17 protein-coding genes are annotated in these 19,966 nt (G+C 67.4%); 15 read left to right on the forward strand and 2 right to left on the reverse strand.

Annotation, left to right across the window (positions count from 1 at the left end):
• Positions 1–149: 149 nt before the first annotated feature.
• Complete coding sequence (locus BRO63_RS33880; RefSeq protein WP_125472485.1) at positions 150–338, reverse strand: hypothetical protein; 189 nt, start codon at positions 336–338, stop codon at positions 150–152.
• On the opposite strand from BRO63_RS33880, the gene BRO63_RS02985 reads away from it, so the two are divergent.
• The 14 genes from BRO63_RS02985 to BRO63_RS03050 all read left to right on the forward strand — a co-directional run bounded on the left by BRO63_RS02985 (position 319) and on the right by BRO63_RS03050 (position 17,743).
• A complete protein-coding gene (locus tag BRO63_RS02985; RefSeq protein ID WP_088138461.1) occupies positions 319–2,541 on the forward strand; it encodes an indolepyruvate ferredoxin oxidoreductase subunit alpha in 2,223 nt (740 codons plus the stop codon). The genes BRO63_RS33880 and BRO63_RS02985 overlap by 20 nt on opposite strands.
• Positions 2,542–2,553: 12 nt before the next feature.
• Positions 2,554–4,098, forward strand: coding sequence for an indolepyruvate oxidoreductase subunit beta family protein (locus BRO63_RS02990; protein ID WP_088138462.1), 1,545 nt, complete (start codon positions 2,554–2,556; stop codon positions 4,096–4,098).
• A 26-nt stretch (positions 4,099–4,124) separates the two neighbouring features.
• On the forward strand, positions 4,125–5,102 hold the full coding sequence (locus BRO63_RS02995) for a PDR/VanB family oxidoreductase (protein ID WP_088138463.1): 978 nt from the start codon (positions 4,125–4,127) through the stop codon (positions 5,100–5,102).
• A 23-nt stretch (positions 5,103–5,125) separates the two neighbouring features.
• Entirely contained in the window at positions 5,126–6,445 is a 1,320-nt protein-coding gene (locus BRO63_RS03000; RefSeq protein ID WP_088138464.1) for an aromatic ring-hydroxylating dioxygenase subunit alpha, read from the forward strand.
• Entirely contained in the window at positions 6,442–6,933 is a 492-nt protein-coding gene (locus tag BRO63_RS03005; RefSeq protein WP_088138465.1) for an aromatic-ring-hydroxylating dioxygenase subunit beta, read from the forward strand. The genes BRO63_RS03000 and BRO63_RS03005 overlap by 4 nt, the downstream gene beginning before the upstream one ends.
• A 9-nt stretch (positions 6,934–6,942) precedes the next feature.
• Positions 6,943–8,577, forward strand: a complete 1,635-nt coding sequence (locus BRO63_RS03010) for an AMP-binding protein (RefSeq protein ID WP_088138466.1) — start codon at positions 6,943–6,945, stop codon at positions 8,575–8,577.
• Entirely contained in the window at positions 8,574–9,740 is a 1,167-nt protein-coding gene (locus BRO63_RS03015) for a thiolase family protein (protein ID WP_088138467.1), read from the forward strand. Before BRO63_RS03010 ends, BRO63_RS03015 begins: the two co-directional genes overlap by 4 nt.
• Positions 9,737–10,978 (forward strand): SDR family NAD(P)-dependent oxidoreductase, encoded by a 1,242-nt coding sequence (locus BRO63_RS03020; protein WP_088138468.1) that lies wholly within the window; start codon positions 9,737–9,739, stop codon positions 10,976–10,978. The genes BRO63_RS03015 and BRO63_RS03020 overlap by 4 nt, the downstream gene beginning before the upstream one ends.
• 43 nt (positions 10,979–11,021) lie before the next feature.
• Positions 11,022–11,807, forward strand: coding sequence for a cyclase family protein (locus BRO63_RS03025; protein WP_088138469.1), 786 nt, complete (start codon positions 11,022–11,024; stop codon positions 11,805–11,807).
• A gap of 50 nt (positions 11,808–11,857) precedes the next feature.
• Positions 11,858–12,586 carry an SDR family NAD(P)-dependent oxidoreductase gene (locus BRO63_RS03030; protein WP_088138470.1) on the forward strand — a complete coding sequence of 243 codons (729 nt, stop codon included), beginning with the start codon at positions 11,858–11,860 and terminating at the stop codon, positions 12,584–12,586.
• 187 nt (positions 12,587–12,773) lie between these two features.
• Positions 12,774–13,925, forward strand: a complete 1,152-nt coding sequence (locus BRO63_RS03035; RefSeq protein ID WP_088138471.1) for an ABC transporter substrate-binding protein — start codon at positions 12,774–12,776, stop codon at positions 13,923–13,925.
• Positions 13,926–14,163: 238 nt separating this feature from the next.
• The gene (locus tag BRO63_RS03040) at positions 14,164–15,204 is read left to right on the forward strand and encodes a branched-chain amino acid ABC transporter permease (protein ID WP_059371591.1); all 1,041 of its coding nucleotides are present in this window, start codon (positions 14,164–14,166) and stop codon (positions 15,202–15,204) included.
• Complete coding sequence (locus BRO63_RS03045; protein WP_088138472.1) at positions 15,201–16,994, forward strand: branched-chain amino acid ABC transporter ATP-binding protein/permease; 1,794 nt, start codon at positions 15,201–15,203, stop codon at positions 16,992–16,994. The genes BRO63_RS03040 and BRO63_RS03045 overlap by 4 nt, the downstream gene beginning before the upstream one ends.
• Positions 16,994–17,743 (forward strand): ABC transporter ATP-binding protein, encoded by a 750-nt coding sequence (locus tag BRO63_RS03050; RefSeq protein WP_088138473.1) that lies wholly within the window; start codon positions 16,994–16,996, stop codon positions 17,741–17,743. Before BRO63_RS03045 ends, BRO63_RS03050 begins: the two co-directional genes overlap by 1 nt.
• Positions 17,744–17,776: 33 nt before the next feature.
• On the opposite strand, the gene BRO63_RS03055 is transcribed toward BRO63_RS03050, so the two are convergent.
• Positions 17,777–18,712 carry a glycosyltransferase family 2 protein gene (locus BRO63_RS03055; protein ID WP_088138474.1) on the reverse strand — a complete coding sequence of 312 codons (936 nt, stop codon included), beginning with the start codon at positions 18,710–18,712 and terminating at the stop codon, positions 17,777–17,779.
• Positions 18,713–18,936: 224 nt separating this feature from the next.
• On the opposite strand from BRO63_RS03055, the gene BRO63_RS03060 reads away from it, so the two are divergent.
• A complete protein-coding gene (locus BRO63_RS03060) occupies positions 18,937–19,905 on the forward strand; it encodes a LysR family transcriptional regulator (protein ID WP_088138475.1) in 969 nt (322 codons plus the stop codon).
• Positions 19,906–19,966 lie beyond the last annotated feature (61 nt).

Genomic DNA, 19,966 nt, shown 5'->3' on the forward strand with positions numbered 1-19,966 from the left:
TGCGCATTGCACCACGCTGGCGCAAACGCGCGCCATGATGTGCCGCAATGCTGTTGCGCAGCACAGGGTATACCCGGAATCGCAACCCGTTTTTGCACCATCGCAGCGCCGGAACAGTGCTGCGGACTAGAGAACAACGAGTATATACGTCATTGTTTTAGCGTGATATTTTTTGTTTTCCATGAAATTTCATCTTTTTTGTTGACAGCTAAAACGTTGACTCCTAAAGTATTTTTAAGACGAGAATTTCCCGACGTGACGATGCTGCGCAGCAGCAACCATTGAGACCCGCAGGCCGGGCCGCGAAGGAGTGCCAGAATGGCTGAAAGGTCTTTCAAGAAAGAAGTCCAGCAGTTGCGCATCGGCGCGGGCGAAGAGTTCCGCGGAGAAGGCATTCTTGCGGTCACCAAGGCCTTGCTGCAGTCCGGCGTGGGCTACGTCGCGGGCTACCAGGGTTCGCCGATCTCGCACCTGATGGACGTGCTGGCCGACGCCAACGACATCCTCCAGGAACTGGGCGTGCACTTCGAGGCCAGCGCCTCCGAGGCCACCGCGGCGGCCACGCTGGCCGCATCGGTCATGTACCCGATCCGCGGCGCCGTCACCTGGAAGTCCACCGTGGGCACCAACGTCGCGTCCGACGCGCTGGCCAACCTGGCCTCGGGCGGCGTCACGGGCGGCTCGCTGGTCATCGTGGGCGAGGACTACGGCGAAGGCTCGTCCATCATGCAGGAACGCTCGCACGCGTTCGCCATGAAGTCGCAGATCTGGCTGCTGGACCCCCGCCCCAACCTGGAAAGCATGGTCAAGGCGGTGGAAGACGGCTTCGAGCTGTCCGAGGCCAGCAAGACGCCCGTGATGCTGCAACTGCGCATCCGCGGTTGCCACGTGCATGGCCGCTTCATCGCCAAGGAAAACAAGCGCCCCGCCTTCTCGCTAGCGCAGGCGCTGGAAAGCCCGGCGCGCGACACCAGCCGCATCGTGCTGCCGCCCGCCTCCTTCCTGCACGAGCAGGAAAAGATCAAGGAGCGCTGGCCCGCCGCCATCCGCTACATCAAGGAACACAAGCTCAACGAGCACTTCGACGGCGACCAGGACGATATCGGACTGATCCTGCAAGGCGGCCTCTACAACGGCGTGATCCGTTCCTTGCAGCTGCTGGGCCTGGCCGACAACTTCGGCAACAGCCGCATTCCGCTGTACGTCATGAACGTGACCTACCCCGTCATCGAGGACGAGGTCATAGCCTTCTGCCGCGGCAAGCGCGCCGTGCTGCTGCTGGAAGAGGGCCAGCCGGACTACATCGAACAGAACCTGCACGCCGTGCTGCGCCGCGCCGGCATCGACACCAAGCTGTCCGGCAAGGACGTGCTGCCGATGGCGGGCGAATACACCACCCAGGTCATGCGCGACGGCCTGCGCGAATTCCTCAAGCGGCAGCGCCCGGAATCGCTGCAGACGCATCCCGCCGCCGTGGCCGATGCCCAGGCCGCGGAACGCCAGCTCCAGATCACCGAGGTGGCGCGGCCCAAGCCCGCCCGCCCGGCCGAACAGCCCATCACCTTCCACAAGCACGTCGAAGGCCTGGCGGCCGTGGTGCCGCCGCGGCCTGCCGGCTTCTGTACGGGCTGCCCGGAAAGGCCGATCTTCTCGGCCCTGACCCTGGCGCAGGAAACGCTGGGCCAGCACCATATTTCCTGCGACATCGGCTGCCACCTGTTCTCCATCCTGCCGCCCTTCAACCTGGGCGCCACCACCATGGGCTACGGCCTGGGCGCCTCCAGCGCGGCGGCCTTCAACGTGCCGGCCGCCAAGCGTCCCATCTCCATCATGGGCGACGGCGGTTTCTGGCATAACGGGCTGTCCTCCGGCATCGGCAACGCGGTCTTCAACAAGTACGACGGCGTCATCGTCATCGTCGACAACTTCTACGCCTCGGCCACGGGCGGGCAGGACATCCTGTCCTCGCGCGCCGAAAACCCCGACCGCTCCACCAACAACCCCATCGACCAGGCCGTGCGCGGCGTGGGCGTGAAATGGGTGCGCACGCTGGACCGCACCTATGACGTGGCCAAGGTGCGCGCCACCATCGAGGAAGCGCTGACCACCGACATCAAGGGTCCCAAGGTCATCATCGCGCAGTCGGAATGCATGCTGAACAAGCAGCGCCGCATCAAGCCGCTGTTCAACAAGGCGGTCAAGGAAGGCAAGCGCGTGGTCAAGGAACGCTTCGGCGTGGACCCGGACGTCTGCACCGGCGACCATGCCTGCATCCGCCTGTCGGGCTGCCCCTCGCTGACGGTCAAGGACAGCGGCGACCCCTTGAAGGAAGACCCGGTGGCGCACGTGGAAAGCAGTTGCGTGGGCTGCGGCAATTGCGGCGAAGTCGCCCATGCCGCCGTGCTCTGCCCGTCCTTCTACCGCGCCGACATCGTCCACAACCCGACCGGCCGCGACCGGTTCCTGGCGCGCATGCGCACCGCCGTCATCGGCTTCCTGCAACGCCGCCGCGCCGCGCGCCTGGCCCACCACGCCCTCTGAGGACCCTGTTCCATGAACCCGGCCGTTATGCAACAAGCCAACCCGATCAAGATTGCCATCCTGGCCATGGGCGGCCAGGGCGGCGGCGTGCTGGCCGACTGGATCGTCGACATGGCCGAGCACGCCGGCTGGTGGGCCCAGACGACCTCGGTGCCGGGCGTGGCCCAGCGCACCGGCGCCACCATCTATTACCTGGAACTGCTGCCCGAGTCCGAGGTGCAGCGCGCCGGACGGCAACCCGCGCTGGCGCTGATGCCCACCCCGGGCGACGTGGACCTGGTGGTCGCCGCCGAACTGATGGAAGGCGGCCGCGCCATCCAGCGCGGGCTGGTCACGCCGGAACGCACCGTGCTGCTGACCTCTTCGCACCGCAGCTACGCGGTCAGCGAAAAGTCCGCGCCCGGCAACGGCATCGCCGATCCCAACAAGGTGCTGGAAGCGGGCCGCGCCGCGGCCAAGCGCTTCCTCTGCTTCGACCTGCAGGACCTGGCCGACCGCGCCGGCAGCGTCATCAGCGCCAGCCTGTTCGGCGCGGTGGCCGGCAGCGGCGCCCTGCCGTTCTCGCGCGATGACTTCGAAGCCACGGTGCGGCGCGCCGGACTGGGCGTGGAAGCCAGCCTGCGCGCCTTCGCGCTGGGCTACGAATCCGCCGACCAGGCGCCCGCGCAACCCGCCCCCATCGACCTGGCGCGGCCGGTGCCTGCCGTGCCCGAACGCGCCGCCAGCCCCAAGGCGCAAGCCCTGCTGGACACGATCAAGCGCGACTTTCCCGCCTGTGCCCAGCCCATGCTGGCCGTGGGCGTGCGCCGCCAGATCGAATTCCAGGACCTGGCCTACGCCACCGAGTACCTGCGCCACATGAAGGCCATCCGCGACCTGGACGCCGCCCACGGCGGCGAGGCCCGGCAATGGGCCCTGACCTGTGCCGCGGCCCGCTACGTGGCCACGGCCATGGCCTATGACGACGTGATCCGCGTCGCCGACCTGAAGACCCGCGCCACGCGTTTCGACCGCGTGCGCCAGGAAGTGGGCGCGCGCCCGGACCAACTGGTCTACACCACCGAATTCATGCACCCGCGCCTGGAAGAAATCTGCGGCACCCTGCCCGCCGGCCTGGGCCGCTGGCTGGAAGGCTCCAAGGCCTTCGGCGGCTTCGTCGAACGCCGCCTGGGCCACGGCCGCCGCATGCAAAGCGGCACGCTGGGCGGCTTCCTGATGCTGTATACGCTAGCGGGCATGCGCCGCTTTCGCCGCAGCACGCTGCGCCACCAGGCCGAGGCCGCCGGCCTTGCGCAATGGCTGGACCTGATCGCCCGGCTGGCCCCGCGCGACTACGCGCTGGCGGTCGAAACCGTCAACTGCCGCCGCCTGGTCAAGGGCTATAGCGACACGCACGTGCGCGGCGGCGGCAAGTACCGCCAGCTGCTCGCCGCGGCGGAACAACTGGCCGGCCGGCCCGACGCCGCCGAAGCGCTGCGCGCGCTGCGCGAAACCGCGCTGGCCAACGAGAAATGCGGCCCCATGGAACGCCAGCTGGCTGAAAAGCTGGCGGCCTGAGACAAGTAAAGATAGGGACAAACGCCGTGCAGACACTGAAACTCATCGTCCGGGAAGTCCGGCAGGAATCGCCGCTGATCCGTTCGTTCCGGCTGGCGCGCGAGGACGCCGGCCCCCTGCCCGCCTTCGGACCGGGCGCGCACCTGAAGGTGACGGTGCCCGGCCTGCGCGAGCCGCGCTGCTATTCCCTGGTGCAATTGGCGCCGGAAGCCGGCAAGTTCGCCCAGCCCGCGGAATACCGCCTCGGCGTGCGCCTGGAGGAAACCAGCCAGGGCGGATCGCGCCACATGCACGCGCTGGCAGCGGGCGACACGCTCACGGTCGAAGGCCCGAAGAACGATTTCCCGCTGCACGAATCGCCCGCCGGCGACGAGCCCGTGGTGCTGATCGCGGGCGGCATCGGCATCACGCCGGTGGCTTCCATGGCAGCGGCGCTCAAGTCCGCCGGACGCGCCTTCCATCTGCACTACTGTGGCCGCAGCAAGGACCAGCTGGCCTTCCTGCCCGAACTCCAGGCCCTGGCCGGCGACGACCTGAGCCTGCACGCGGACGACGATCCGTCCTGCCGCTTCGACCTGCAGGCGCTGCTGGACGCGTCCTCGCCGCGCCAGCACCTGTACGTCTGCGGCCCCAAGGGCCTGATCGACGCGGTCATCCAGGGCGCCCATGCGCGCCACTGGCCCGACGCCCACATCCATTTCGAGCTCTTCGCGACCGCCGCGCCGCAGGCCGGCGACCAGCCCTTCGAGGTCGAGCTGCGCCAGTCGGGCCGGGTGCTGACCATCCCCGCCGACAAGACCATCATCGACGTGATGGAAGAAGAAGGCTGCGACCCGATGTACGACTGCAAACGCGGCGAATGCGGCGTCTGCCAGGCCACCGTGCTGGAAGGCGAACCCGACCACCGCGACTACTACCTCTCGGACACCGAGAAGGCCAGCGGCAAGATCATCCAGATCTGCATCTCGCGCGCGAAATCGGCGCGCCTGGTGCTGGACCTGTAGCCCCGACGCAAGGAAGCGCCATCATGGCCAAATACCGCGACAACCCCGACGCCATCCGCGCCCTGCTGCGCGACACCGAGGTGCACAAGGACCTGTTCATCGACCAGGAGCTGTTCGAGCTGGAGATGGAACGCCTGTACGCCAACACCTGGGTCTACGTCGGCCACGACAGCCAGGTTCCCAATCCGGGCGACTACATCACCACCACGGTGGGCAACCAGCCCGTGGTGATGGTGCGCCACAGCGACCGCTCGGTGCGGGTGCTGCACAACCGCTGCCCGCACAAGGGCACCATGGTGGCGGGCGAGGCCTGCGGCAACACCGGCAAGTTCTTCCGCTGCCCCTATCACGCCTGGACCTTCAAGACCGACGGCAGCCTGCTGTCCATCCCGCTGAAGAAGGGCTACGAGAACACCGGCCTGGAAAACTGCGAAGCCAGCCAGGGCATGGCGGCCGTGAAGGACGTGAAGAACCATCGAGGCTTCGTGTTCTGCCGCTTGAATCCGGAAGGCCAGTCCTTCGAGGACTTCTTCGGCGAATCGCTGTCCACCCTGGACAACATGGTCGACCGCTCGCCCGAGGGCCGGCTGGAAGTCGCCGGCGGCGTGTTGCGCTACATGCACCGCTGCAACTGGAAGATGCTGGTCGACAACCAGACCGACACCTGCCACCCGATGGTGGCGCACGAGTCCTCCGCAGGCACCGCCGTGAAGGTCTGGGAGCAGGCGCCGGAAGGCACGCCCAAACCCATGGCCGTCGAGTTGTTCGCGCCCTTCATCTCGCCTTACGAGTTCTTCGAGAACATGGGCATCCGCGTCTGGGAAAACGGCCACGGCCATACCGGCGTGTCGGACTCCATCCATGCCTCGTACTCCGGCATTCCGGGCTACTGGGATTCCATGGTCGCCGCCTACGGCGAGGACCGCGCCAAGCAGATCCTGGGCGACGTGCGCCACAACACCGTGTACTTCCCCAACATCATGGTCAAGGGCCCGATCCAGACGCTGCGCGTCTTCAAGCCGATCGCCGCCGACCGCACGCTGGTGGAATCCTGGACCTTCCGCCTGGTGGGCGCACCCGACCTGCTGCTGGAACGCACGCTCATGTACAACCGCCTCATCAACGCGCCGACCTCGGTGGTCGGGCACGACGACCTGGAAATGTACGAACGCGCGCAGGACGGCCTGCAATCGCGGGCGCGGGACTGGGTCAACGTGGGCCGGCTGTACTCGCCCGACGAGGTCGGCCAGAAGAACGTCGCCACCAATGGCACCAATGAATGGCAGATGCGCAACCAGTACCGCGCATGGGGCCGCTACATGACCGGACCGGAGTCGGTATGAGCGCAAGCGACCGCGAGTTGATCGATTTTGTCTACGCCGAGGCGCGCATGCTGGACGAGCTGCGCTTCGAGGACTGGCTGGACCTGTACACCGAAGACGGCTACTACTGGATGCCGCTGGCCCACGGCCAGACCGATCCCAAGCTGCACGCCTCGCTCATGTACGAGGACAAGCTGCTGCTGCGCGTGCGCGTGGAGCGGCTGGCCGGCCAGCGCACGTTTTCACAGCAGCCCAAGAGCCGCTGCCATCACCTGCTGCAAGCGCCCACGGTGGAGCACGGCCATCCGGACGCCGCCCCCGCCGAAGGCCGCCATGTGGTGCGCACCGCCTTCCACTACGTCGAGACCCGGCAGGACGCGCAGACGCTGTACGCGGGCTGGGCCACCCACCACCTGGTGGAGCAGGATGGCGCATTGCGCATCCGCCTCAAGCGCGTGGACCTCGTCAACTGCGACTCGGCCTTCGGCAATATCCAATTGTTCATGTAGGAGCGGCTTGTGAGCACCACGGTCTATCAGGCATTCCGCGACACCGCGGCCCGCTACGGCGCCCAGCCCTTTCTGTGCATCCTGCCGGAAACGGCGCGGGCCTACGGCATCACGGCGGGCGAGCTGAGCTACGCCCAGGCCGCCGAGTCCATCGAGGCCCTGCGCGCGGCCTATGCGCGCGCCGGCTACGGCCACGGCCACCGCGCCGGCCTGCTGCTGGAGAACCGCCCCGCGTTCTTCCTGCACTGGTTCGCGCTGAACGCGCTGGGCGTGTCGGTGGTGCCCATCAACCCCGATCTGCGCGCGGCCGAACTGGAATACCTGACGGGACACTCCGAAATCGCGCTGGCCGTGGCGCTGCCCGAGCGCCACGCCGACCTGCGGGCCGCCGCAAGCCGCGCCGGCCGCGAACTGCGCGTGATGGGCCCCGATGATTCGCCGCCCGCCGCGCCCTTCGCCGCGCCGCTGGCAGGCAGCGAGCCCGATGTCCTGACCGAATGCGCCCTGCTCTACACGTCCGGCACCACCGGACGGCCCAAGGGCTGCATCCTGCCCAACCGCTATTTCCTGCATGCCGGCGGCTGGTACGCCCGCATCGGCGGCCTGTGCGAACTGCGTCCCGGCCTGGAGCGCATGCTGACGCCGCTGCCCCTGGTCCACATGAACGCCATGGCGTACTCGGCCATGGCCATGGTGTTGACCGGCGGCTGCCTGATCCCGCTGGACCGCTTCCATCCCAAGACCTGGTGGGACAGCGTGCGCGACTCCGGCGCGACGGTGCTGCACTACCTGGGCGTGATGCCCGCCATCCTGATGAAGGCCGAACCGTCCGCACGGGATAAGCAGCCCGCCATCCGCTTTGGCTTCGGCGCCGGCGTGGACCGCAAGCTGCACCAGCCCTTTGAAGAGCGCTTCGGCTTTCCGCTGCTGGAAGCCTGGGCCATGACCGAGACCGGCGCGGGCGCCGTCATCATCGCCAACCAGGAGCCGCGCCACATCGGCAGCAGCTGCTTCGGCCGCGAGGAAGACGACGTGCTGGTGCGCATCGTCGCCGATTCCGGCGTGGAAGCCGCCGCCGGCGAACCGGGCGAGCTGCTGGTGCGCCATGCGGGCGAGGACCCGCGCTACGGCTTTTTCGCCGGCTACCTCAAGGACGAGGACGCGACCTCCCAGGCCTGGGAAGACGGCTGGTTCCATACCGGCGACATCGTGCGCCGCGACGCCGACGGCGCGCTGCGCTTCGTGGACCGCAAGAAGAACGTCATCCGCCGCAGCGGCGAGAACATCTCCGCCGTCGAAGTGGAAAGCGTGCTGCTGCAGCACCCGCTGGTCAAGGCCGTGGCGGTCGCCGCCGTGCCCGACGCGGTGCGCGGCGACGAGGTACTGGCCTGCGTGGTGCCCGAGAGCCTGCCGGCCGAGGGCGCAGCAATGGCCGAGGCCGCCCGCAGCATCGTGCAATGGAGCCTGGAACAGCTGGCCTATTACAAAGCCCCAGGCTACGTCGCATTCGTCGACAGCTTGCCGCTGACCACCACCAACAAGATCCAGCGCGGCGAAATGAAAGCCCTGGCGCCCACGCTGCCCGGCACGGCCCGCTGCGTGGACACCGGCCACATGAAGAAACGCCAGGAGCCCGCGCGATGAGCCGCCTGGGCTACGACGGCGTGGTGGCGGCCTTGCCCGTCACGATTCCCTATGAACGATATTCGACCCACGCCGCCCATTGGTGGCTGGGGCGGGCGCTGGGCGCGCTGATCCGGCAAGCCGGCATCGCCAAGACCGAGGTGGACGGGCTCTGCGTGTCCAGCTTCACCCTGGCGCCCGACACGGCCGTCGGCCTGGTGCAGCACCTGGGCATGAGCCCGCGCTGGCTGGACCACATCCCCATGGGCGGCGCCAGCGGCGTGGCCGCCCTGCGCCGCGCGGCCCGCGCCGTGCAGGCTGGCGACGCCAGCATCGTGGCCTGCATCGCAGGCGACACCAACCACGTGGACTCGTTCCGCAACACGGTCAGCCAGTTCTCGCGCTTTGCGCAGGACGCGGTCTATCCCTATGGCGCGGGCGGCCCCAACGCCAGCTTCGCGCTGCTGACCGCCAACTACATGCGCGCGACCGGCGCCACCCGCGAGGACTTCGGCAAGCTGTGCGTGGCGCAGCGCGACAACGCCTTGCGCTATCCGCACGCGCTGATGAAAAAGCCGCTGACGCTGGCGCAATACCTGGATGCCCGCGTCATCACCGACCCGATACACCTGTTCGATTGCGTGATGCCCTGCGCCGGCGCTGACGGCTTCCTGGTCATGAGCGAGGACCGGGCGCGCGCGCTGAACCTGCCCTACGCCCGCATCCTCTCCACCATCGAGCGCCACAACGCCTGGACCGAGGACCCGATCCAGACGCGCGGCGGCTGGAGCATGGACCTGGATGAGCTGTACGGCCAGGCCGATGCGCAGCCGGGCGACATGGATTTCCTGCAGGCCTACGACGACTATCCCGTCATCAACCTGATGCAGATCGAAGACCTGGGCTTCTGCCCGAAAGGCGCGGCTCCCGACTTCGTGCGCGGCAACAGCTTCACCGTGGACGGCAGCTTTCCCTTCAACACCAATGGCGGCCAGCTGTCGGTGGGCCAGGCCGGCGCGGCCGGCGGTTATCTGGGCATGGTCGAGGCGCTGCGCCAGCTGAGCGGCACGGCTGGCGGCACGCAGGTGGCCGACGCCCGCCTCGGCATGGTCAGCGGCTTCGGCATGATCAACTACGACCGCGGACTGTGCACTGCCGCGGCCATCCTGGGGAGCCACGCATGACCGAACCCTTGGCCAAGCCGCCCCGCAAGAACCCGATCGCCCGCACCCGCCAGCCGACGCTGCCGCCGGGCTGGCGCAGCCGCAGCGCGCTGGGGCTGACCGCCGCCGCCGCCGAAGGCCGCTTCGACCTGCAGACCTGCGCCGACTGCGGCGCGGTCCAGTATCCGCCGCGCGAAGTCTGCGGCGATTGCCTGTCCGAGCATCTGCCCTGGCGTCCGGCCGATCCCAGCGGCGTGCTGCTCGTCAGCACCACCCTGCACCATAGCAACGACCTGTATTTCCGCGAACGCCTGCCGTGGCGCGTGGGCACGGTGCGCATGACGGCCGGCCCCTCGGTGGTCGCGCACGTGCACCAGGACTGCGCCGACGGCGACCGCGTGCGCCTGACGCTGAAACTGGACCGCAGCGGCCAGGCCGTGATGATCGCCCTGCCTGAAAGGAATACGCCGAACATGGAAGACGACAAGACCCTGCGCGAGACCTCGTGCGATCCGAAATTCCGCCGCGCGCTCGTCACCGACGGCAAGTCGGCGGTGGGCCAGGCCGTGGCGCGCGCCCTGCTGGACGCCGGCTGCCCGGCCGTGTTCCTGGGCGACCCGCAAGCCTGGAAGCGCGACGCTGCCTACGACGCGCTGGCTGCCGACCCGCGCGTGCAGGCGGTGGTGCTGGACGTGACCGATACCGATTCGGTCGAACGGGTCGCCGCCTCCATCGGCGGCAAGGTCGAGATCCTGGTCAACACCGCCGACCTGGAACGCGAAGGCGGCCTGCTGAATCGCAAGGACGTGAACACGGCGCGCGACGCCATGGACGTGAATGTGCTGGGCTTGATGCGCCTGGCGCAGAGCTTCGGCCCGGCCCTGTGCGGACGCGCCGCGGACGGCGTCAACAGCGCCACCGCCTGGGTCAACGTGCTGTCCATCTACGCCCACATGAACCTGCCGTCGCGCGGCATGTGGTCGGCGTCCAAGGCGGCCGCGCTGTCCCTGGCGCAATGCCTGCGCGCCGAGATGCGCGGCGCGGGCGTGCGGGTGGTGAACGTGTTCCCCGGGCCGGTGGATCACGAATGGGAGCAGCGCACGCCGCCCCCGCGCGTGGCGCCCGCGGCGATCGCCGCCGCCATCGTGCGCGCGCTCAAGGACGGCATCGAGGACGTCTACGTCGGCGATGTCGCGCAGGAATTCCGCGCCCGGCTGGCGGAGAACCCCAAGGGACTGGAACGGGAGCTGGGAGCCTGACGGCCCGCCCTGCCCCGACAACGCACGAACCGAGAGGAACAGCATGAGCCAAAACATTCTTGCCCAATTCATGGCCGAACTGGTGTCCGGCCGCATCCGCGTGGTGGACCTGACCGAGACGCTGACGCCGGAATTCCCCACCATCGTGCTGCCGCCGGAGTTCGGCCAGGCCTGGCCGTTCCGCATCGAGGAAATCTCGCGCTACGACGAGCGCGGCCCCGCCTGGTACTGGAACAACTTCTCGTGTTCCGAGCACACCGGCACCCACTTCGACGCGCCGGCCCACTGGGTCACGGGCAAGGACCAGCCCGACAACACGGTGGACACGATTCCCATCGAAGCCTTCATCGCCAGCGCTTGCGTCATCGATTGCTCGGCGGAGTCCCGCGACAACCCGGACTTCCTGCTGACCATCGACTTCGTGAAAAAGTGGGAAGAGCGGCACGGCCGCATCCCCGCGCGTTCCTGGGTACTGATGCGCACCGACTGGTCCAAGCGCGCCAAGCCCGCCGACTACCTGAACCTGCAGGAAGACGGCGCGCACTCGCCCGGCCCGGACGCTGAAGTGGTGCCCTGGCTGATCAAGGAGCGCGACGTGCACGGCTTCGGCACTGAGTCGGTCGGCACCGACGCGGGCCAGGCGCAGCACCTGGATCCCCCCTATCCCTGCCACTACTACATGCACGGCAACAACCGCTACGGCCTGCAGTGCATGACCAACCTGGACCAGCTGCCGCCCACCGGCGCGGTGATCTTCTCGGCGCCGCTCAAGATCCGCAGCGGCTCGGGCAGCCCGCTGCGCGTGCTGGCGCTGGCGCCCAAGGCCTGAGCCGGCCGCGCCTAAGCCGGCCTCACGACAACGACAACAGGGGGATATCCATGACGCACACCAACGTCGCCATCGTCACCGGCGGCAGCGCCGGCATCGGCGCCGAGATCTGCCGCAGCATGCTGGACGCAGGCTACGAAGTGATCTCCATGGCGCGCCGCGCCGCCGACTTCAGCCACCCGCGCCTGCACAACGTGCAGGTGGACCTGCTGGACGCCGAGGCCACCGCGCAAGCGGGCGCCGAAGCCGCCGCCCAGTTCCCCATCAGCCACGTCATCCACAACGCCGGCGTCATCTGGCCCAACCTGCTGCCGCAGGTCACGCAGGAAGAACTGCACGGCCTGACGCAGATCCACCTGGGCGCGGCCATCAGCCTGGTGCAGGCCGCCCTGCCCGGCATGCAGGAGCGCAAGTTCGGCCGCATCGTGATGATGTCCTCGCGCGGCGCCCTGGGCCTGCCGACCCGCACCGCCTATTCGGCCACCAAGGCCGGCATGGTGGGCATGGCGCGCACCTGGTCGCTGGAGCTGGCGCCCTATGGCATCACGGTCAACGTGGTGGCGCCCGGCCCGATCCAGACCGACATGTTCTACGAAGTGATCGAGCCCGGCAGCGAACGCGAAAAGCAGTTGGCGGCCGGCATACCGGTCAAGCGCCTGGGGCGTTCCGACGACGTGGCGCGCGCCGTCATGTTCTTCTCGGATCCCGCCAACAGCTTCGTCACCGGCCAGACGCTGTTCGTCTGCGGCGGCGCCAGCGTCAGTTCCATCACCATCTGAACGCGCATCGCGCGCCGCTTCGGGTTTTGACGGATAGGTAAGCACTGCGGACCGGGTCTACAGTGCGAGCCTGCGCACAGAAAGTTTAAGCAACAAGTATTAAAGCAAACCAAGCAAGCACAGAAGTACCCGTTTTCTCCGTTTTCCAGCCGCACCCCCACCCTGCTCCCTATCCGGAGGTTTTGCCATGCTGTCGAAGAAACTCCCCCTGGCCGCTGCCGCCGCGGTAGCCGCGCTGTTCGCCCTGCCCGCCCTGGCCCAAGTCAAGGTCGGCGTCGTCACCTCGTCCACCGGCCCCACGGCCCTGGTGGGGATTCCGCAGAAGAACACCGTGCCGCTGCTGCCGAAGAAAATCGGCGACCTGACCGTGGAATACATCTCGCTGGATGACGCCAGCGATTCCACCAACTCGGTGACGGCATTCAAGAAGCTGATCTCGGAACAGAACGTGGACGCGCTGATCGGCCCGTCGGGCTCGCCCAACGCCATGGGCGTGATCCAGTTCGCAGCGGAAGCCGGCGTCCCGATGCTGGCGCCGGTGGGTACCGCGGCCGTCGTGCTGCCCATGAACGACCAGAAGAAGTGGGTCTTCAAGACCACGCAGAACGACGACATCATTGCGCGCGCGCTGGTCGACCACATGGCCAAGACCGGCATCAAGACGGTCGGCTTCATCGGCCTGAACGATCCCTACGGCGAGAACTGGTACAAGGTCTTCTCGGGCCTGGCCGCCGAAAAGGGCATCAAGATCGCCGCCAACGAGCGCTACCTGCGCTTTGACAGCTCGGTCACCGGCCAGGCGCTGAAGATCCTGGCCGCCAAGCCGGACGCCGTGCTGGTGGCCGCTCCCGGCGCCGCCAGCGTGCTGCCGCAGACCACCCTGTTCGATCAGGGCTACAAGGGCAAGTTCTACCAGACCCACGGCGCTGCCCTGCCCGACTTCCTGAAGCTGGGCGGCAAGAAGGTCGAAGGCACGGTGCTGGCCGCCAGCCTGATGCTGGTGCTGCCGGAAATGCCGGACAGCAACCCGTCCAAGAAGGTCGCTTCGGACTACATCGCCGCCTACGAGAAGCTCAACGGCTCCAAGCCCGCCACCTTCGGCGCCAACGTCTATGACGCCGGCCTGCTGCTGGAAAAGGCCGTGCCGCTGGCGGAAAAGGCCGGCAAGCCGGGCACCAAGGAGTTCCGCAACGCGCTGCGCGATGCGCTGGAGCAGACCAAGGAGCTGGTCGGCACGCAGGGCGTCTACAACATGAGCGCCGCCGACCATAGCGGCTTCGATGACCGCGGCCGCGAACTCATCACCGTCAAGGACGGCGCCTGGACACTGGTGAAATAGTCCCCCCCGAAGCGCTGCGCGCTTCCCCCCCCTGGGGGGCATGCCTGCGGACCGGCGGAGCCCGGCTCCGCAAGGTGGGCTCCCCCCGAAGCGCTACGCGCTTCCCCCCAGGGGGCATGCCTGCGGACCGGCAAAGCCGGCTCCGCGGCATCCCGAGGATGCGCAGAGTTTGCTCCGTAGGCGCGCGGATGGGGAATGAGGTGCCTGGCGTGCTTGTCTGTCTTACCCGGAATTTCGCATGAATGCTCAGATTGCCCTGATACTCGGGCAGGACGGCATCACCAACGGCGCCATCTATGCGCTGCTGGCCTTGTCCATCCTGCTGGTCTTTACCGTCACCCGCGTGCTGTTCATCCCGCAAGGCGAGTTCGTCGCGTTCGGCGCGCTCACCATGGCCGCGCTGCAGGCCGGCAAGCCGGTGCTGCTGGTGTGGCTGCTGTTTGCCTTCGCGCTGGCCGAGGTCGGCGCCGATCTGCTGGCGCGCCGCAAGCGTCCCGGGCGCAACCGCGGCGCCTGGCGCATGGCCGTCAAACTGGCCTATCCGCTGGTGCTGGCCGCGCTGTTCTATAACCTGCCGCTGGCCCAACTGCCGATGGCGGCGCAGGCGCTGCTGACGCTGCTGCTGCTGGTGCCGATGGGACCGCAGTTGTACCGCCTCTTCTACCAGCCCATCGCGTCGGCCTCGACGCTGGTGCTGCTGATCGTCTCCATTGCCGTGCACCTGGCGCTGGTCGGCCTGGGACTGCTGGCCTTCGGTGCGGAAGGCGCCCGCACGGCGCCCTTCAGCGACGCCAGCCTGGCGCTGGGACCATTGAACGTCAACAGCCAGGCGCTGTGGGTGGTGGCGGTGTCCGCCCTGCTCATCGTCGTGCTCTACCAGTTCTTTGAACGCTCGATGTACGGCAAGGCCCTGCGCGCGGCCGCCTTCAACCGGCTGGGCGCGCGGCTGATGGGCATTTCGCCGATCTTCGCCGGCAAGGCCACGTTCTTCCTGGCCGCGCTGATCGGCACGGTCTCGGGCATCCTGATCGCCCCCATCACCACCATGTATTTCGACTCCGGCTTCATGGTCAGCCTGAAGGGCTTCGTGGGCGCCATCATCGGCGGCCTGGTGAGCTATCCGCTGGCCGCGGCCGGCGCCATCCTGGTCGGCCTGATCGAAGCCTTCTCCTCGTTCTGGGCCAGCGCCTACAAAGAAATCATCGTGTTCACGCTGATCATCCCCGTGCTGCTCTGGCGTTCACTGAAAAGCCATCACGTCGAGGAAGAAGACGAATGAACCCGCGCCATATCCTCCTCGCATTCCTGGCGCTGCTGGCGCTGGGCCCGCTGGTGCTGCCCCCGTTCTACGTGACGCTGCTGAACTACATCGGCCTGTACGCCATGGTGGCGCTGGGCCTGGTGCTGCTGACCGGCGTCGGCGGCCTGACGAGCTTCGGGCAGGCCGCCTTCGTGGGCGTGGGCGCCTACACCACCGCGCTCTTGACCACCCGCGCGGACACGCTGCCGTCCTGGCTGGGCTGGCTGGGCGCATCGCCCTGGCTGACCTTGCTGGCCGGGCTGCTGCTGACGCTGGTCATCGCCTACCTGCTGGGCGCGATCACGCTGAAGCTGTCGGGCCATTTCCTGCCGCTGGGCACGATTGCCTGGGGCCTGTCGCTGTACTTCGTCTTCGGCTCGGTCGAGGGCCTGGGCGGCCACACCGGCATTCCGGACATTCCCGCCATCAACCTGTTCGGCTGGACGCTGAACCAGGGCGACAACATCTATTACCTGATCTGGGCCTTCCTGCTGGTGGCCGTATGGTCCACGCAGAACCTGCTGGACTCGCGCGAAGGCCGCGCCATCCGCGCCTTGAAGGGCGGCCGCGTGATGGCCGAATCCATGGGCGTGGACACGGCCCGCTCGCGCATGGTGATCTTCATCATCGCGGCGCTGCAGGCCTGCGCCTCGGGCTGGCTGTACGCGCACATGCAGCGCTTCGTGAACCCCAACCCCTTCGGCCTACAGATGGGTATCGAATACCTGTTCATGACCGTCATCGGCGGCGCGGGACAGGTCTGGGGCGCGCTGGTCGGCGCCGGCGTTTTCACCGTGCTCAAACAATGGCTGCAGGACTGGATGCCCAAGCTGCTGGGCCAGACCGGCAACTTCGAAGTGATCGTGTTCGGCTTCGGCATGGTGCTGCTGCTGCATCGCGCCCGCAGCGGCCTGTGGCCGGTCCTGACGCGCTGCGTGCCGGTGAAGAAGCAACCGCGCAAGCTGGACATGAATGCCGAGCCGCTGCCGCGCAAGCCCATGCCGCCGCGCGGCGAGGTGGTGTTGAAGGCCGTGGACGTGACGCGCAAGTTCGGCGGCCTGGTCGCCAACAACGCCATGAACCTGGAAATCCGCGCCGGCGAAATCCTGGCGCTGATCGGCCCCAACGGCGCGGGCAAGAGCACCATGTTCAACCAGATCTCGGGCGTGGACACGCCGACTTCCGGCACGGTGACGCTGCTGGGCCACTCCGTGGCTGGTACCGGCGCGCGCCGCATCGCGCGGCTGGGCCTGTCGCGCACCTTCCAGCACGTGCGCCTGCTGGGCCGCATGAGCGTGCTGGAAAACGTGGCCATCGGCGCCCACCTGCGCGGCCATCGCGGCGTGCTGCCGGCCGCCTGGCGGCTGGACCGCGCCGAGGAATCGCGCCTGCTGGCCGAAGCGGCGCGCCAGGTCGAACGCGTGGGGCTGGGCAAGCATCTGCACGACGAAGCCGGTTCGCTGGCCCTGGGCCAGCAGCGCATCCTGGAAATCGCCCGCGCGCTGGCGTCCGATCCCTGCATCCTGCTGCTGGACGAGCCCGCCGCCGGCCTGCGCTACCAGGAAAAATGCGAACTGGCCGAACTGCTGAAGAAGCTGCGCGCCGAAGGCATGGCCATCCTGCTGGTGGAACACGACATGGACTTCGTGATGGGGCTGGTGGACCGCGTGGTGGTCATGGACTTCGGCGAGAAGATCGCCGAGGGCCTGCCCGCCGAGATCCAGCACAACCCCGCGGTGCTTGAAGCCTATCTGGGCGGAGTGGAATGATGAGCGCGAATTTGCTGGAAGTGCGCGACCTGCGCGTGGCCTACGACAAGATCGAAGCCATTTCGGGCGTCAGCCTGACGGTGGGCGAAGGCCAGATCGTGACCGTGATCGGGCCCAACGGCGCCGGTAAGACGACCTTGCTGTCGGCCATCATGGGCGTGCTGCCGTCCAACGGCCGGATCGTCTTTGGCGGCAAGCCGCAGGAACACGCCGAGATCGAGGAAATGGTGGCCGCAGGCATGAACCTGGTGCCCGAAAAGCGCGAGCTGTTCGCCGAGATGACGGTGGAAGACAACCTGATGCTGGGCGCGTTCCACCGCTTCCGCTGCGGTTTGCGCGACCAGGACCAGACGCTGGCCGAGGTCTACGAGCTGTTTCCGCGCCTGCGTGAGCGCCGCGCCCAGCTGTCCGGCACCCTGTCCGGCGGCGAACGCCAGATGCTGGCGGTGGGCCGCGCGCTGATGGCCAAGCCCAAGCTGCTGATGCTGGACGAACCCAGCCTGGGCCTGGCGCCGCGCATCGTGCGCGAAGTGTTCCGCATCGTCGCGCGCCTGCGCGAAATGGGCGTGTCCATCCTGCTGATCGAGCAGAACGCCCGCGCCGCGCTGCAGGTGGCCGATTACGCCTATGTGCTGGAGACTGGCGCCGTCACGCTGGAAGGCCCGGCCGCCCAGGTGGCGCAGGATCCGCGCGTGGTCGAGGTGTATCTGGGATTGGGACACGGGGCGCCCGCCGCGGCGCCGGCGTAAAACGCCCAGGGGGACCTGCCCGCGCGGCAGGTCCTAGGCCACGCCGCGACGCCTGTCGCGGCGGTACAGGGCATACCCCAGCGGCCACATGACCGCGACCATGAACTTCGCTGCCGGATTGGTCAGCTTGTAGGCCTGCACCGCCGTCGCCACTCCGGAGTGCTTCAGATGCAGCCGGAAGCGGGTATAGCGCGCCGCGGCCATGATGAACTCGCGCGGCCGGTAGCGAAAGAATTCCAGATGGTGCTGCAGCATGTCCCAGGCCAGCAGGTACAGGCCCTGGGCGTTGTTGCCCACCGAGACCGCGCCCTGGCTCAGGCCGCCAGGCGTGTCGTGGTAGGTACGCACCACGCGGTTGATGAAGCGGCTGAGATAACCCGCGCGCGCGATCGCCCACCACACCAGGCTTTCCGGCACGAAGCCCGCGACATCCTCGGGGAAAGGATACTTCCTGAGGATGTCGGTGCGCATACAGCCGAACTTCTCGCCCTTGATGCGATAGCGGAAATAGACGTCCACGGCCGTGCTGTCGAACACGTCCTGCGGATAACGGTCGCCGACGATGCTGCCGTCGGGACGCGCGCACAGGCCCGTCACGGCCACGTAGGATTCGCGCCGCGCCGGCGGAATGCTGTCCCAGGCCTGCTTGAACGTGGCCAGGGCGTCGGGCGGCATCTCGTCGTCGCTGTCCAGGCCGACGATGAGTTCGCCGCGCGCCTCGCGCACGCCGCGGTTGAAGGCAGTTTTCTTGTGGCGGTTGTTCTGCCAGAAATAGCGGATCGGAAAATCGGCGCGCGCCTGCCAGTCCAGGATGGCTTCATGGGTATTGTCGGTGGAACCGTCGTCCACCACGACCCATTCGAAATCCCGGAAAGTCTGGCGGGAAAGGGATTCATATACCCGGTGCAGCGTGCCCGCCCGGTTGTAGGTGGGCGTTAAAACAGTGAAAAAAGTTGGTGTGTCGGTCATGCCCACTGAGCCCCTTTGCGATGCGTCTTGCAAGCGCTGCGGTCTTGGTTTTGGTGTTTTCGCCTGAAGTTTAGGGGATATGTCTGCGCGCACCGGTCCCGCGCTGCTCAAATTTGCAATCAAATCTGACAGAAATGCCGATTCGCAGGGTTTGGAGCGGCCGCGCCGATCTTGGGACGCGTACCGTAGTGGCGTACACTCGGGCGGCCAAAACCGGAATGCCTATGGAAGCTTCGACCGTCCAGCTCAATGACATCGCCTTGTTCGTGGAGGTTGCCAAGCGCAAAAGCTTCAGCCTGGCGGCGCGCGCGCTGAATATGCCGACCTCGACTTTATCGCGCCGCATCAACGAGCTGGAGCGCGCCATCGGCCTGCGCTTGATCAACCGCAACACGCGCCGCCTGGATCTCACCGAAGCGGGCGCGGCCTACATGCGCCGCTGCCAGGGCCTGATCGATGAAGCCCGGCTGGCGCATGAACAGCTGCAATCGCTGTCCGGCGGCCCCTCAGGCAACCTGCGGGTATCCATGCCCTACAGCCTGGCGATCTGGCTGCTGCCGGAAACCATCAATGATTTCACCGACCGCTATCCGGAAGTGGAGTGCGAGTTCGACCTGAGCATGCTGACGGCTTCCGATGCGCAGGGCACCCCGTTCGACATCGTGCTGCGCTTTGGCAGCAACGCGGACTACCCGCTGGCGTCGGCCAGTGCCGCCGATCTCAACGGCAACCGGAGCATGCATAGCGGTGCGGTCGTGCAGGAGCTGGTCTCCCTGAACAACTACCTGTATGCCTCCGACCGCTATCTGGAACGCTATGGCGAACCCAAGACGCCGGCGGATCTCACCCAACACCAGTGCCTGCGCACCACCATCGACGAGGCGCATTCGCACTGGACGCTGCGCCGCGGCGCGGTCAGTGAACGCGTGCCGGTCAGCGGCCACCTGGCGGCCAACAATATGAGCATCGCGGGCACCCTGGCGGGCCTGGACCTGGCGATCACGCGCATGCCGCACTGCCTGGCGCTGGAGCCCATCATCAAGCGCAATTCGCTCAAGCGGGTGCTGCCGGGCTGGTCGGTGGATCCGATCTCGATCTACGTGGTGTATCCGTCCAGCATCCAGCCCGCCAAGACCCGGGCCTTCATGGACTTCATCCGGCCCAAGCTCGGTCCGCCCCAGGACAAGAAATAGGCCCGCCCCTCGGCCGGCAAGACGAAAAAAAACCCGCTGGCTCGCGCCTTGCGGGTTTTTT

The organism is Achromobacter xylosoxidans (genome assembly GCF_002192695.1).
Lineage (GTDB): Bacteria > Pseudomonadota > Gammaproteobacteria > Burkholderiales > Burkholderiaceae_B > Achromobacter > Achromobacter xylosoxidans_C.